The following is a 14,564-nucleotide window of genomic DNA, read 5'->3' as shown; positions in this document are numbered from 1 at the left end:
TCCCTGCCGCCCCCGACAGACCGCTCTGCCGCCCCGTCGGGGGCGGCAGGGCGGTCCGGTCAGACTCCCGGGCGCGCCATACGCAGGGTGACCAGCTCGAAGGGACGCAGCGTCAACTGCACCGTGCCATTGACCGGTTCCGGCTTCGGCGCGTCGGCCAGGGGCCGCTCCGGCAGGTCGGTCACGATGACATCGGTGACCTCGAGGCCGATGGTCAGCCGGGCCCGGGCGCGGCCGCCTTCGGCCGGATCGCGGCAGAGGAACTGACGGCCCCGCTCGACGGCGGCGCGGCCCGGACCGTACAGGTGCCACTCCCCCGGCTGATCAAGCGGGAGAGCACGGCACCGGCGGGAGGCGCTGCCCCTCAGGACCCGACCTGACCCTTTCGGACCGAGCAAAAGGCCCCGACGTTGCCGGGGTCGGGGCCCTGTGTGCCGTGTGCCGTGTGCCGTGTGCGGGTCAGCGCATCGGAGCCATGTCCGGACCCGGTCCCTTGCGGGAGCGGGCGGTACCCATGGTGCGACCGCCGGCCAAGCCGGCCATCGCCAGGCCGAGGAGCAGCGCCACGCAGCCGACGATGATGTTGCTGACCACACTGCGGGTCGTATTGACATTGCCGGACACGACCCACGGAGCAATGATCGTCCATGCTCCGATGGCTATGGCAGCCCAGGCCATGGCGTGGGTCCGCTCGTACGCCGAGCCGAACCCTCCCATGCACAGGGCGTAGGCAACGCCGGTGATCAGGTTGCACACGGCCAGCGTGGTAAGGCCGTTGAACCCGACGATCCACGGCGAAGCCGCCAGGAACAGACCCGTGAGAAGGGCCAGTGTCTCTACCGCCTGGGCACGGGGAGTGGTGGTCGCCCGTTCGAACCGGGAACGCATCTCGGCCAGGTCTGGGTGTTGCTCAATGCTCGGGTGGGTGGTCATGCGGGCCGCCTCCTGTGCGAAGCCTTTATCTGCCCTTTAACTCCTATGAAACGCTTACCCGGGCATTCCGGTCAACGGGAGCGGCGAACCACTTCTGGACGGCAGTGTCTGCTCGGCCCAGATGGTCTTGCCGGTGGAGGTGTAGCGCGTCCCCCAGTGCTGGGTCATCTGCGCCACGAGGAACAGCCCGCGGCCGCCTTCGTCGTCACTGCCGGCATAGCGCAGATGAGGTGAGGTGTGTCCACTGTCGGAGACCTCGCAGATCAGGGCCTGGTCCCGGATGAGCCGCAGATGGATGGGGCCGGAGGCGTACCGGATGGCATTGGTGACGAGCTCGCTCACCACCAGTTCGGTGGTGAAGACGAGGTCGTCCAGGCCCCATTCACCGACCTGAGCGGCGGCCGCGGCACGGGCGACGCCCACCATCTCCGGATCGGCCGCCAGCTCCCAGACGGCCACCTCGTGGCGGTCCAGCGTTCGCGTACGTACGAGAAGCAGCGCGGCGTCGTCGTCCACGGGACCGGGCAGCAGCACAGCGACCGCCCGGTCGCACAGCTCCTCCAGCGGACGCCGGTGCTCGGCGAGAACCGCGCGGAGCCCGTTGAGCGCGACATCGAGGTCCCGGTTGCGTCCCTGGACGAGACCATCGGTGAACAGGGCGAGGAGGCTGCCTTCCGGCAGCCTGAGTTCCGCGGTCTCGAAGGGCAGGCCGCCCAGGCCGAGCGGTGGACCCGCGGGGAGGTCGGGGAAGGTGACGGAGCCGGAGGCGGGGTCGACGACGGCGGGAGGCGGGTGGCCGGCCCGCGCCATTCTGCACAGCCCGGACACCGGGTCGTACACGGCGTACAGACACGTCACTCCCAGCGCTTCGTCGTGGGGCATCTGCTCGCCCTCGACGTCGGCCTCCGCCCGCTCCTGGGCGGCCTGCGCGACCTGGTCGTCCAGACGGGAGAGGAGCTCGTCGGGGGCGAGGTCCAGCTGCGCGAGCACTCGTACGCTCGTACGCAGACGCCCCATGGTGGCGGCGGCGCGCAGGCCGTGACCGACCACATCCCCCACGACCAGGCCCACCCGCGTGCCCGACAGCGCGATGACGTCGAACCAGTCGCCGCCGACCCCGGCCGCACTGTCCGCGGGCAGATAGCGGTACGCGACGTCGAGGGCGGTCAGCTCCGGCAGATTCCGGGGCAGCAGGCTGTGCTGAAGCATGAGGGCCGCGGAGTGTTCGCGGGTGTACCGGCGGGCATTGTCGATGCATACGGCGGTCCGGGCCACGAGCTCGTCGGCCACGGCCAGCTCTCCGGGGTCGAACGGGGCGGGGTGGTGGTGCCATGCGAACGTGACCACGCCCAGCGTCGCGCCTTCGGCACGCAGCGGCACGGCCAGCCGCGCGCGCAGAGGCGGTCGCCCCTCGCCGCCCCCCGTGTCCCCCGGACCTTCCCGGTTACCGGGGCGGTCCTGTACGGACCGGCCCGAGGCCAGGCTGCGTGCCTGGGGCGAATCCGGGGCGTAGTCGATCCGCTCGCGCCCGGCGCGGGCGTCTCCGGGGGTCGTCACCCCCCTTCCCGGCCCTCCCCATACCCGGACCACGTGCTCGGCGGACGCTGTACCGGGCGTGGGCTGATCGCCTTCCAGTGCCGCTTCCAGCAGGTCGACCGTGACGCGGTCGGCGAACTGCAGGACGGTGACCGCGGACAGCTCCTGCGCCGTGCGGGTGATGTCCAAGGTCGTGCCCACGCGTACGCCCGCCCGCACCAGAAGGTCGAGTCGCTGCTGCGCGAGGTAGCGCTCGGTGATGTCCACCGTCTCCTCGCACACCCCCAGCACGGTGCGCGCGGCATCCTGCAGCCGGTAGTAGGAGCACGACCAGACGTGCTCGTGTTCCGGGTCCACGGGCGGGCGGCCACGGTAGTGAACCTCGGTGACGGGCTCACCGGTGGTGAGCACCTGCCGCATGAGCTCTTCCAATGTCGCCGGATACCCCGCGGACAGGACCTCACCGTGGGTCACCATGTCGTCCGGGCCCACGCCGACGTACTCCGAGGGGCCCATCTCCTTCGACAGAGCGGCGTTCGTCCACACCACCCGCAGGTCCGCGTCGTAGATGGCCAGACCGACGGGTGAGTCGGTGGCCAGCCCCCGGACCATCGACTGCTGGGCCTCCCACTGGGCCATCTCCTCCGCGTCGGCCATCGACAGAAGCCGGGCGGGCCCGTCGGCACCCGCGTGGGACAGCGAAACCACGGTCGCGGCCACGCGGACGACACGGCCGTCCCCGTGACGCATCCGCAGCACCCGGCGGCGAGAAGGTGGCGCACCCACGTCCGCAGCCGAGTGGTCCTGAGCCGTGTGCTCCACCACGAGGGTGCCGATCGGGCTCCCGAGCACTTCCTGCGGCGCATATCCCAGCAGTGCCCGCGCAGCCGGACTCCAGCCGACGACCGTCCCCTCGGCATCCAGCACGGCCGTGGCCGCTCTCGAGACGTCGAGGGGGCCACGGAAGTCGGCATCCTCGGCTGCGTTGACCGCGCTCATGACACCTGCCTTGTCCGTCTCCTCATGATCAGTCAGCGGTCCCGACGGCACAACCGCGCCGGCCGGCCGGCCGGATCCATCTCGGTGCACGCCGTGCCGACAGCGCTCAGCTCACCTCCGCCCAGCGGGCGGCGAGCAGCAACGCGATGTCATCGGGCCGGTCGGTTGCCGCTGTGGCCTCGCGGATCAGACGGTCCGCCGTCTCGGCGAGTGAGGCCGAGCCGAATTCGGACAGTGAGTTGCCCAGCCGCTCGATGCCGCGGTCGATGTCGATTCCCGGCTGCTCCACCAGTCCGTCGGTGAACAGGGCAAGGACGGCGCCGGGTGCGAGTTTCAGGTCGGTGACGGGATACGACGCCTCGGCGTCGACGCCGAGCACCACGCCGCCGGGGAGATCCAGGACCTCCGTCCGGCCGTCGGGGTGGCGCAGCAGCGGCTGCGGATGCCCGGCCCGCACCGCCTGGGTGTCCCCGGAAGCCGGGTCGAGGACGATGTAGCAGCAGCTGGCGAACTGGCCGGGATCGAGGTCGATCAGCAGCCGGTTGGTGCCGCTCATCACCTCCTGCGGCTCATGCCCGCTGAGGGCGAAGGCGCGTACGGCGCTGCGCAGTTGACCCATGGTGGCGGCGGCCGCAACGCCGTGTCCCTGTACGTCGCCGATGACCAGGGCAAGCAGCCCCGGGCCGGTCTCGATGACGTCGAACCAGTCGCCTCCGACGTCCATGCCCTGGGTGCCGGGGAGATACCGCCCGACGGTGTCGACGTGTTCGCGTACGGGCAGCCGGTGCGGCAGCAGTGCCTCCTGCAGGCCGCTGGCGAGGGCGGCTTCGGTGTCGTAGCGCTGGGCGCGTTGCAGGGCCTGCGCGATGAGTCCGGCGAGGGCGGTGAGGACGGTGCGCTCCTCGGGACTGAAGCCGCGCGGCTGGTCGAAGCCGAGGATGCAGGAGCCGACGGGGCGGCCGGAGGCGATCAGGGGCAGGAACGCCCTGGCGCCGACGTTGGCGTCCATGGGGATGCCCGGGTAGGCGGTGGCCAGGCGTTCCATGGACTCGAAGAAGATGGGGCGGCCCGAGGTGAGCGTCTCGACGCCGGGCAGCCGGGCGTCGAGCCCGACGCCGTCGAAGCGGTTGAGGAAGCCCTGCGGGAAACCGGTCTCCCAGGCCAGGTAGAGATGCCTCTCGCTGAGCAGGTAGATCGCCAGCTGCCGGCCGAAAGGCGGGCAACAGCTCCTCCGTGACCACGGCGGACACCTGGCGGGCCGTGACGGCCTCCGTCAGTGCGATGGCCAGGGCGACCGGGCGGTACAGCGCCGACGCCCGGTCGGCCGGGGAGCCGAGTCCGGCGCCCGGCATGTCGATGGACCCCGGCGCGTACGGCGGTTGCTCCGCGTCGGTGAGCGTGACCGTCAGGCCGTCGTGGCCGGGGTAGAGGGAGACCGACAGCCATTCCTCCGGCCCCCGGCGGGCCATGAAATGGACGGGGTCGTGGGAGAGCAGCACGGCCCGGAAGTGATCCTCGTAGGCGGGGTGCCCGAACCACGGCAGGGCCTCCCACAGAACGCGCCCGACCAGTTCGGTCCGTCCGTGGCCGAGAAGAGTCTCCGCGCTGTGGTTGACGTAGGTGATCCGCCCGAGCCGGTCGAGCGAGAAGATGGCTCGCGGCAGCCGGTCGGTCGCCTCCTCGACGATCGGCCCGGTGCCGAGGTCCACCAGGAATCCGGTCAGATGGCTTCCTGGACCGTCACCGGACGGTTGCGCGCGGGCCGAGAGCTCGAGCAGATGCTGCCGGCCGTCCGGTCCTCGCAGCCGCATCCTGCGCGCTGTCGGCCGGCCCGACTGGACCGCCTGGCGGGCGACGGCCCACAGTCCGTACACGTCCTCCGGCGCCAGTCGCGCCGCCAGTACCTCGATGCTGCCGGGGAAGCCCGCCGGGTCGGTGCCGAGGATGGCACACAGCTCCTCGTCGGCGGTTACGGCACCGCTGTCGAGGTCCCAGTCGAAGTAGCCGACCCGCACCGGCGGCGCGGTGACCGTGGGCAGCTGGACGCAGACCGGTTCGCCCTCCCACTCGACGAGCGTTCCGCCCGCGTCCAGCTCCGCGAGGGCGGTGCCGAGCCGCTGGGCGGCGGTGCGCAAGCGGCGGCGGTCGCTCTCGTCGACCGAGGACCCGGGGGTGGCCGCGCGCAGCACCACCAGCACCCCGAACTTCTCGCGGCCGCTGACGACGGGCTCGTACAGCGAGCCGAAGGGGAACGGCAGACCCGCCATGAGCTGCGGGAACCGGCGCATGGCCTCCTCGGCGTCGGCGAGGAGGACGGCCCGGCCCGACCGGTAGGCCTCGGCCACCGGGAACGGTCGGTTCACATGCATGCGCCACCAGGGTCGCATCAGCTGACCGGGCAGTCCGGAAAGTATGGCCAGCCGGAGCAGCCCCTGTGTCCCGGAGCGCAGATAGACGCCGCCGGCGTACCCGCCGACGGATCCGATCGCGCTTACCGCGGCTTGGGCGAGAACCAGGGCCAGCTCGTCCGGAACTCGGCCATCGCTGTTCGGTCTCCCGGGCAGCGCCCCGCTCTCACTCAGCGGCCCGCGCCCGGCCGCGCCGTACCAGGTCACACAGCCAGGATGCTCCCCGGCGGCCGTGCCGCGCATCTCAATGGACCGTGATCCGGGCCTGGATCCGGCAGGTCGACGGCTGCGGGCGGGGCCTCGGGTCAGCCGGCTTCCTTGCGGCGTCGCTCCCACTGCCTGGTGATGTGCCCGGCCTGTCGGGTCAGTGCGGTCACCAGATCCTGCGCGCTGGGGGCGACAGTCGAGCGGAGGACGGCGACGCTGATCTCGCGGGCCAGCGGCGGTCCTTCCAGGGGTCTGACGACTATGTCCTCGCGCGGGGCGCCGAGCGCGAGCCGGGGAACCAGGGCCACGCCGGTGCCTGCCGCGACGAAGCCCTGCACCATGGCGTAGTCGTCGGTCCGCATCACATGCACCGGCTCGAAGCCGTGCCGCGCGCAGGCCCAGGACAGGACACGGTCGCACGGATCGCGGGGATCGGCGGCGCCGACCCAGTCGTCGTCGCGCAGCTCGTGCAGCGGCACCCGCTCCATCGCGGAGCACCTGTGGTCCTCGGGCATGACCAGGAGCAGCGGGTCGGTCAGCAGGGGATGCAGTTCGAAGTCCTCGTCCAGATCGAGGCGGTCTCCCGGCTGGGAGAAGACGAGCGCGGCCTGCAGTTCACGGGATCGCAGTCCGCGCAGCAGAGTGGGCAGTTCTCCCTCGGCGAGGGAGATGTGAACTCCCTTCTGGTGCAAGGCTTTTACGGCGGGTGGCAGCAGCAGCGCCCCGGCGGTGGGAAAGGTGCCGATGCGCAGGGTGCGGGCGCCGCGCTCGGCCAGACCCCGGACTTCCCGTTCGGCGAGCTGGACTCGTTCCAGGACCGCTTCCGCGTGGGGCAGCAGAGTCTCGCCGAGTTCGGTCAGGGCCGCGCCCCGGGGGCCGCGCTGCACCAGCGGGGCGTCGAAGTGGGCTTCGAGGACGGTCAGATGGTGGGTGATGGTGGGCTGTGCGTAGTGCAGTGCGCGGGCGGCGCCCGCGAGCGAGCCTTCTTGGGCGATGGCCTTGAGTACCTGGAAGTGGCGCAGCTCGAGCATATAGACAACCTATAGAGGCATCCAGATAAATGCAGTGTTCCTCTATGGCTCGCCCGCTGGCACTCTGACCGGCGTGGACACCAGACTCACCGGGATACCGGACCTCTCACCGCCGGCGACCGCACAGTGCCGTGCCCCCTACGCCGAGGCGCTCAAAGACCACTCGGGCCGGGACTGGCTCCGCCTCAATGTCCCAGGTCACGCGGCCGAGGCCGAGAGCTACGGCCCGCTTGCCGAGACCTTCGGGCCCGAGCCCCTCCGCCTGGACTTCCCTCCGCTGCTCGAGGGCCTCGACCTCGGTACGGCGACGCCCATGGACGAGGCGCTGTCCCTGGCCGCGGAAGCATGGGGAGCCCGGCGTACCTGGTTCCTGACCAACGGCGCTTCCCAGGGCAACCACATCGCGTCTCTCGTGGCCCCGGCCCTGGGACACACTCTCGTCGTACAGCGCAGCGTGCACTCCAGCGTGATCGACGGTCTGGTGCTGTCCGGGCTGAAGGCCGCGTTCGTCCAGCCGTCCGTCGACGCGGAGCAGGGAATCGCCCACGGGGTGACGGACGAGGATCTCGCCCTGGCCATAGCCCAGCATCCCGATGCCGCGGCCGCCTACGTCGTCTCCCCGAGCTACTTCGGCGCGGTCGCGGACATACGCTCCCTGGCCGATGTCGCCCACGCCAGGGGCATCCCGCTGATCGTGGACGAGGCCTGGGGCGCACACTTCGGCTTCCATCCGCTCCTTCCGGCCAACGCGCTCTCTCAGGGAGCGGACCTGGTGACCTCCAGTACGCACAAGCTCGCCGGCAGCCTTACCCAGTCCGCCATGCTGCATCTGGGGCACGGGCCGTTCGCCGACGTGCTCGAGCCCATGATCGACCGGGCGTTCCGCCTGGTGCAGTCGACCAGCGCGAGCGCGCTGCTGCTGGCCTCTCTGGACCTGGCCCGGATGACACTGGTCAGTGGCCGCGATGCCCTTGGAGCCTCCGTCGAGGCGGCGGGCAAGGTACGTGGAGTGATCCGCTCCCTCGGCCGGTTTGCCGTGGTCAGCGACGACTTCGGACGGTTCCCCGACATCGTGGCGGCCGATCCGCTGCGGATCGCCATCGACACCCGTGCCGGGGGAATCTCCGGGCACGAGGCCCGCCGCCGGCTGTCGCGCGACCACCAGATCATGGTCGAGGTCGCCACCGACTCGGCCGTCGTCGCGGTGGTGGGCGCCGGTTCGGCCCCCGACACGGACCGGTTCGTCGAGGCCCTGCACACCCTGCCGTCCCCTCTCCGGGGTGCCGCTCTCCGGGGTGCCGACGAGCGGCTGCGGTTGTCGCTGCCGCAGCCCGGCCCGTCGCGGCTCACCGCCCGTGCGGCCTTCATGAGCCCCACCCGTGTGGTGCCCGCGGCGGAGGCCGTCGGTCTCGTCTCCGCGGACACTCTGGCCGCGTACCCGCCGGGCATCCCCAATGTGCTGCCCGGCGAGGTCATCACGGCCGAGACGGTCCGCTTTCTGCAGCTCACCGCGACCGCGCCGAGCGGCCATGTCCGCGGCGCTGTCGACCCGGGCGTCACGAGGCTGCGCGTGGTCGACCCCGCCGCACTGCCGTCCGCCTGACGCGGCGACCGGTACTTCCCGTCGGCCTTCCGCGACGGCACCTTCACCGGCACTCGCCGGCTCCGGACCGGCTCCGGACCGGCTCCGGACCGGCTCCGGACCGGCTCCGACAACGAGGGAGACCGAGGGCACCACCGTCAGAAGTCCAGGGTGACGAAGCCGTCCTCCTCCGGCGGCGCGGTAACGCTGTAGCCGAACCTGGTCTTCAGATCGTCGACGTCCCACAACTCCGCCCGCTCACGGTAGTTGAAGACGATCTCCTTCTCCGGGCCTCCGTGCGTGAGGATCCGCGCCATGGCGATGTCGTCCGGATGCGCGTGCCGGGCACCGCTGGTGGAGATCAGATAGCGGTCGCAGTCGACCAGATCGAGCAGGTCGTTCGAGAGGTTGTGCCCGCTGCCGTGGTGGGCGACCTTGAGCGCGTCGATGTGCAGCCTGCCGCCCTCCTCGAGAGCGCGGGGCCGAAGCGAGGAAACCAGTCGGCGATCGTCCGCGTCACCGGTGAGGACGATGCGCTTGCCCTCGAACTCGAACAGCAGCCCTATGCTGCTCCGGTTCGTCCTGGAGGTGTCCGGTGTGAACGGCGACGCGGCCAGCTCCTCGACGTCAACCGTCCCGAACCGCTCGAAGCCAGGCACGTCGGGCTCCGGATCCACTCCCGGTATCAGGCCATGCCTGGCACACTCCGCCATCCAGGCCGGTGCCAGCTTCTCCAGCTGCGTACGGTCCGGCGACAACACCTCCATCGTTGACCCGTCAGCGAACCAGTCGACCGGACGCCCGACTTCTATGCTTCGCCCGTCGAAGGCGGCATTCCACGGAATCTCCTGCTCCATGAGGGCGGTGGTGAGCAGCTCGCCGTCCTGTGCGCCGAACCCCTCCGCATCGAGTAGCTGGTCAAAGCCGTTGAACCACACGTCGGAGAACTGCACCGACCGCTGCGGGTCGTTCAACAGGGCCAGCACGCCCAGAATGTGGTCCTGGTCGACGTGGGTGACAACGAGGACATCGATCAGACCGTCGAGGCCGGCGAGCGTGGATGTGATCCGCGGGTAGGTACCCGCCCGCCCGCCGTCTATGAGAACGCGCCTGATGAACTCGCCGTTGCCGTACTCCAGAAGCAGGCAGTCGCCGTCCTCGCCGGGCAGCATCCTGAGCCGAATCATTGCGCCCTCCCGCGGAGGTTGACAATCACGAACGGCTCGCGCATGTCGACGCGCCACGAAAGCCGGCGCACCTGCTCGAGCCTCGATACGCACTCCGGGTCGTCCGGGAATTCGGACAGCCCGTCCACGAGCCGGCTCAGACCGAGGGTGTAGAACGGCACGCCACGGTCGTACGCCTCGATCAGCCCGTCCCGCGCCTGCCGCAGATCCGCCTCGGTCCTCGCCCGGCGAAGCCGCCGCGTCGCACAGAGCACGGACCCGTCGCTCATCCAGCCGAACCAGTCCCGCAGGTGCTCCAGCCACGAGTCCCACTGCCTGGGCTCGTCCGTGAGGTCGGATCCCACCAGCACGTACCCCCCGGCCGCCGCCGAGAGCGGGTTCTGGTTCTTGGAGTAGAGCATCGACTCGACGTCGGTGAAGAGCTCGGCCGCCGTGTCGAGAGCCCCCCGGGCCATGTAGGCCAGGCCCGCGCCCACGGCAGGGTCGCGGACGGTCACGGCAACGGCGCTGCCGGTCGGGCTCTGGCGGGCGTTGACCAGGACCTCGACCTGCGCGGAGCCCCACGGCACCGGCAGCGTGACGAGGTAGGAGGTATCGGCCGTCCCGACGACCAGGAACTGCCGGGTCCCCTGGGGTCCGCCCGGCGCGCTCACCGGTCCGTCCGCGCCGAAGCGGAACAGGTGGGATGTCCCGTCGGTCGCGTCGGGTTCAGGGACGATGCGCGGAGGCGAGTCCGCGATCAGGTCCGCGATCGGGGCATCCGCGGCCTCTGTGGCCAGCGCGTTCATCGATGCGAAGGACCAGCTCATGGTCTTCGAGCTGCCGACCCAGGTGGCCACCGGCCGCCCGGTCGCAGGGGGCTCCGCGTCCCCGGCGGGGTCCACACCGTCGGCGCCACCGGGCCTGGCCGTGATCCGCGAGCCCCTCGAGCGCGGGACCGGCACTGTCGAGGGATCGTGATAGACGCGAGAGGGCTCGATATTGCCCATGAGGTACTGCCACGAATGTGTCTCGTACGGCGAGTCCGACGCGTCGAGGGCGACGAGAGTTTCCTGGCCGTCCCGCGCTTCGACGTCCTCCATCAGCACGGCCCCGGACGGCAGCGTCGCCGACACGACATAGCGCCCCGGTGTGACGTCGTAGCGCTCCGGCGTGACCGAAGTCCCGCAGGGAATCAGGATGCTGCGCCTGGCCACCCCGGTGGCACCGGCCGGGTAGATATGGCCGACGATCATGGCGCCACCGGCCAGGTCGTCCTCGAAGGTGGACACAATGACGCTCACACCGAGAGTCGCGCTCATGGCTTGCCCAGTTCGATGAAGCGGAAGGGAGGGCGCACCTCGGCCGACGCGGCGGTCCGCACATCCTGAGCGCCGACCTTCGCCTCGAAGTCGTAGTCCCCGAACGTCAGCTCGAGAGACCACTCGCGGTTCGGATCCTCGTCATCGACTTCGGCCGCCGTGCGCCGTAGTTCTTCGCGCCACGGCTGTCGACAGGTGAATTCGGCGACCGCGTTGTCCTCGGGCGGCGAGCAGCCCACATGGACAGGGACGACGGGAAGGCCCGGCAGGTGATGAAGGTCGAAAACGGGCAACTCGCCCACCGTGGGCACCTGGACGCCGGACATCGCACCGGCGAACCGAGGCTGCTTCATGAAGTGATCGATCGCCTCGTGCAGACGGGATGTGATGATCCGCCAGCCACGACCGGTGTTCTCGCTGCCGGGTCCTCTCAGACTCTTGAGCAGTGCCTCCGTGAACAGGCTGACCTGGCCGTGACGCGCATGGGACCGTTCCCCGTCCAACGTGGCGTAGTAGGGAATGTGCAGCCGTCTGGGGAACTCCTTCGGGCGGTTCCCCGCCGCGAGCGGTACCTGGCCCGCGAAGCTGCCGAACTCCTCGATGAGAACGTCGGAGTTCGCCCGGCAGGCATCCACGAAGAACACCTGCTCGACGGCTCTGCATTTCTTCAGCCCATTCATCAGCTCCCTGAAATCCAGTGCGCCGTTGAGCGGGTTGTCCTCGTCGGCGAAGACGTCGGCAGCGAGGAGCGACATGTCGTCTCCCTGTGAGACGCCGTGGCCGCAGAAGTAGAAGACGAGCCGGTTGTCGTCGTGACTGTGGCCGCGACGCCTCCACTCCTTGACCGCCGTGAAGATGTTGTCGATGGTGGCAACTTCGACGTGGTGAGCGGTCCCCGTCTTCGGATTCAGAAACGGAACAGGCTCGTTCTCACTGAGCAGCAGGGCGAGGCTGCCCAACGGCTTCTGCGGGTGGTCGTATTCGGCCAGCAGCCACGTCGCGAACGCGCGGGCCGAGAGGGGCGGCGAGGAGAGTTGCTTCATCCCGTCGGGGTTGGCCGCGGGCGCCTCTCCCCCGGCAAGATGGGGGTACTTGCCCACCCCAATGATCATTGCGTGGGTGCAGGGAGGGCCGGCACTCTCATCGAGGTGGATCGTGAAACCGGCCATTGATCCTCCCGCTTGCGCACGCACCGGCCACGTGCATCAGCAGGCCGGTTGGAGGCATTACTTCCACTATAGAAGGTAATGCGGGGCTCGTCCTGGGCTGTCGTCGGACGAACTCGGAGCCGTACCAACTGCGGCGTTTCGCGGGGGCGTACAGCAATGGGGCGTTCAGCGGTTATTCGCCCTGGGCTGCCGAGGACCGGCTCACTGCCCGTCCCGGCACGTAAAGCCGAGGCGCGTCAGTGCCCTGGTCACCTCACCGGCGGAGAAGTCGCGGCGGTCCTGCCTGGTGATGGCTTCTCCCACCTGCTTGACGGGAAAGGTACGGCGGCCGATGATCACGGACTCACCCGTGACGGGTTCGGGCTTGATGCCCTTCATCGACTGCTCCACGTCAGCCTTGACGAGGTCGAAGGGGAAGCGGGCAATGACGCAACGCATGGTGACCTCAGCAGGGTTGGGTGGAGAGCGAGAACTCGATCACGGGTGAGCACGGTGTGGGCGGTTAGGCGGCGCTGCCCATCGACGAGGACCGCTGTGAGGTGGCGGTGCGTGTCTGGGGTGCGGCGTTGTTGCGTCGGGCCTGGGCGGGGCGGCTGCGTCGGCCGCGGGTTGAGGTGGTGCTGCGCTTGGGGCGTTCGGTGACGGGTGCGGTGATGGTGACGGGGATGCCGGTGGGTGCCTGGGCGCCGGTGATGCGGTTGAGTTCGGCCTCGCCGGAGCGGACCTGGGTGGTCTGCGGGGTGATGCCGGCGTCGGCCATCAGGCGTGCCATGTCGCGGCGCTGGTTGGGCAGGACCAGGGTGACGACGCTGCCGGACTCGCCGGCGCGGGCGGTGCGGCCGCCGCGGTGGAGGTAGTCCTTGTGGTCGCTGGGCGGGTCGACGTTGACGACGAGGTCGAGGTTGTCGACGTGGATGCCGCGGGCGGCGACGTTGGTGGCGACCAGGACGGTGACGTGGCCGGTCTTGAACTGGGCCAGGGTGCGGGTGCGCTGGGGCTGGGACTTGCCGCCGTGCAGTGCGGCGGCGCGTACGCCGCTGTTGAGCAGGTCCTGGGTGAGCCGGTCGACGGCGTGCTTGGTGTCCAGGAACATGATCACGCGGCCGTCGCGGGCGGCGATCTCGGTGGTGGTGGCGTGCTTGTCGGCGCCGTGGACGTGCAGTACGTGGTGTTCCATCGTGGTGACCGCGCCGGCGGAGGGGTCGACGGAGTGGACGACGGGGTCGTGCAGGTAGCGGCGGACCAGGAGGTCGACGTTGCGGTCCAGGGTGGCGGAGAACAGCATCCGCTGGCCCTCGGGGCGTACCTGGTCCAGGAGCGCGGTGACCTGGGGCATGAAGCCCATGTCGGCCATCTGGTCGGCCTCGTCCAGGACGGTGATCGCGACCCGGTCCAGGCGGCAGTCGCCGCGCTCGATGAGGTCCTTGAGCCGTCCGGGGGTGGCCACGACGACTTCGGCGCCGCCGCGCAGGGCGCCGGCCTGCCGGCCGATGGACATCCCGCCGACGACGGTGGCAAGCCGCAGCCTCAGCGACCGGGCGTAGGGGGTGAGTGCGTCGGTGACCTGCTGGGCCAGCTCCCGGGTGGGGACAAGGACCAGCGCCAGCGGCTGGCGGGGCTCGGCGCGCTGTCCGGCGGTGCGGGCCAGCAGCGCCAGGCCGAAGGCGAGGGTCTTGCCCGATCCGGTGCGTCCGCGGCCCAGGACGTCACGGCCGGCCAGCGAGTTCGGCAGAGTCGCCGCCTGGATCGGGAACGGCACGGTCACACCCTCGGCGCTGAGCGCCGCCAGCAGCGGGGCGGGCATGTCGAGATCGGCGAACGCCTCGACGGCGGGCAGGCCCGGAGTGATCGTCTTGGGGAGCGCGAACTCGCCCTGCACCGCGGCGGGACGGCGCCCGTAGCCGCCGGAACGGCCCGAACCGGCCGGCCGGCCCGTCGCCTGCGAGCGGAAGCGGCCGTCCCGGCCGGAACCCCCAGAGCCTGCAGAGCCGGCGGAACCGCCCGTACGGGAGCGGGAGTAGCGGTCGTTCGTGCGGGCATTACGGTTCATGCAGAACCTTCCTCGATGCGGCACGTATCGAGGAATTCCCGGCAGCACTGAACAGCGCAGAGAATCGCAGGAACGAGCCGAAGAAAAGACGAAAACGAATCCGGGCTGCGGCAGACAACGGCGGCGGCTGAGATACCGGATCAGGAAAACTGAACAAGAAA

The 14,564-nt window shown here is 70.3% G+C and carries 8 protein-coding genes and 4 pseudogenes; 2 read left to right on the top strand and 10 right to left on the bottom strand.

What is annotated here, in order from left to right:
- Positions 1–59: 59 nt before the first annotated feature.
- Positions 60–245: pseudogene (locus OG883_RS36815) on the bottom strand (glycosyl hydrolase-related protein); the annotation flags it as partial.
- On the opposite strand from OG883_RS36815, the pseudogene OG883_RS36810 reads away from it, so the two are divergent.
- Positions 240–380, top strand: a pseudogene (locus tag OG883_RS36810) (LacI family transcriptional regulator); the annotation flags it as partial. The pseudogenes OG883_RS36815 and OG883_RS36810 sit on opposite strands and share 6 nt — an antisense overlap.
- A 79-nt stretch (positions 381–459) precedes the next feature.
- Here the strand turns inward: OG883_RS36810 and OG883_RS36805 are convergent.
- From OG883_RS36805 to OG883_RS36790, 4 genes and pseudogenes are all read right to left on the bottom strand, one after another.
- Entirely contained in the window at positions 460–933 is a 474-nt protein-coding gene (locus OG883_RS36805) for an SPW repeat protein (protein WP_266550967.1), read from the bottom strand.
- Between the two features lie 54 nt (positions 934–987).
- Positions 988–3,468 carry a SpoIIE family protein phosphatase gene (locus OG883_RS36800; protein ID WP_266550966.1) on the bottom strand — a complete coding sequence of 827 codons (2,481 nt, stop codon included), beginning with the start codon at positions 3,466–3,468 and terminating at the stop codon, positions 988–990.
- 106 nt (positions 3,469–3,574) lie between these two features.
- Positions 3,575–6,119 (bottom strand): annotated as a pseudogene (locus OG883_RS36795) (SpoIIE family protein phosphatase).
- Between the two features lie 62 nt (positions 6,120–6,181).
- Positions 6,182–7,114: a LysR family transcriptional regulator gene (locus tag OG883_RS36790; protein WP_266550964.1), complete on the bottom strand. Its 933-nt coding sequence runs from the start codon at positions 7,112–7,114 to the stop codon at positions 6,182–6,184.
- Positions 7,115–7,187: 73 nt separating this feature from the next.
- On the opposite strand from OG883_RS36790, the gene OG883_RS36785 reads away from it, so the two are divergent.
- The gene (locus OG883_RS36785) at positions 7,188–8,717 is read left to right on the top strand and encodes an aminotransferase class I/II-fold pyridoxal phosphate-dependent enzyme (RefSeq protein WP_266550962.1); all 1,530 of its coding nucleotides are present in this window, start codon (positions 7,188–7,190) and stop codon (positions 8,715–8,717) included.
- A 137-nt stretch (positions 8,718–8,854) separates the two neighbouring features.
- Here OG883_RS36785 and OG883_RS36780 read toward each other — a convergent pair whose 3' ends face one another.
- The 5 genes and pseudogenes from OG883_RS36780 to OG883_RS36760 all read right to left on the bottom strand — a co-directional run bounded on the left by OG883_RS36780 (position 8,855) and on the right by OG883_RS36760 (position 14,403).
- Positions 8,855–9,883, bottom strand: a complete 1,029-nt coding sequence (locus tag OG883_RS36780) for a ComEC/Rec2 family competence protein (protein WP_266550960.1) — start codon at positions 9,881–9,883, stop codon at positions 8,855–8,857.
- A complete protein-coding gene (locus OG883_RS36775) occupies positions 9,880–11,184 on the bottom strand; it encodes a hypothetical protein (RefSeq protein ID WP_266550958.1) in 1,305 nt (434 codons plus the stop codon). The genes OG883_RS36780 and OG883_RS36775 overlap by 4 nt, the downstream gene beginning before the upstream one ends.
- Complete coding sequence (locus tag OG883_RS36770; RefSeq protein WP_266550956.1) at positions 11,181–12,296, bottom strand: caspase family protein; 1,116 nt, start codon at positions 12,294–12,296, stop codon at positions 11,181–11,183. The genes OG883_RS36775 and OG883_RS36770 overlap by 4 nt, the downstream gene beginning before the upstream one ends.
- 270 nt (positions 12,297–12,566) lie before the next feature.
- Positions 12,567–12,791 (bottom strand): annotated as a pseudogene (locus OG883_RS36765) (SCO5918 family protein); the annotation flags it as partial.
- 64 nt (positions 12,792–12,855) lie between these two features.
- Positions 12,856–14,403 carry a DEAD/DEAH box helicase gene (locus tag OG883_RS36760; protein ID WP_266550955.1) on the bottom strand — a complete coding sequence of 516 codons (1,548 nt, stop codon included), beginning with the start codon at positions 14,401–14,403 and terminating at the stop codon, positions 12,856–12,858.
- Positions 14,404–14,564: the final 161 nt, after the last annotated feature.

Source organism: Streptomyces sp. NBC_01142 (assembly GCF_026341125.1).
GTDB lineage: Bacteria > Actinomycetota > Actinomycetes > Streptomycetales > Streptomycetaceae > Streptomyces.
The sequence above is the reverse complement of the archived record's forward strand: the minus strand, read 5'-3'. Positions and strand labels throughout refer to the sequence as shown.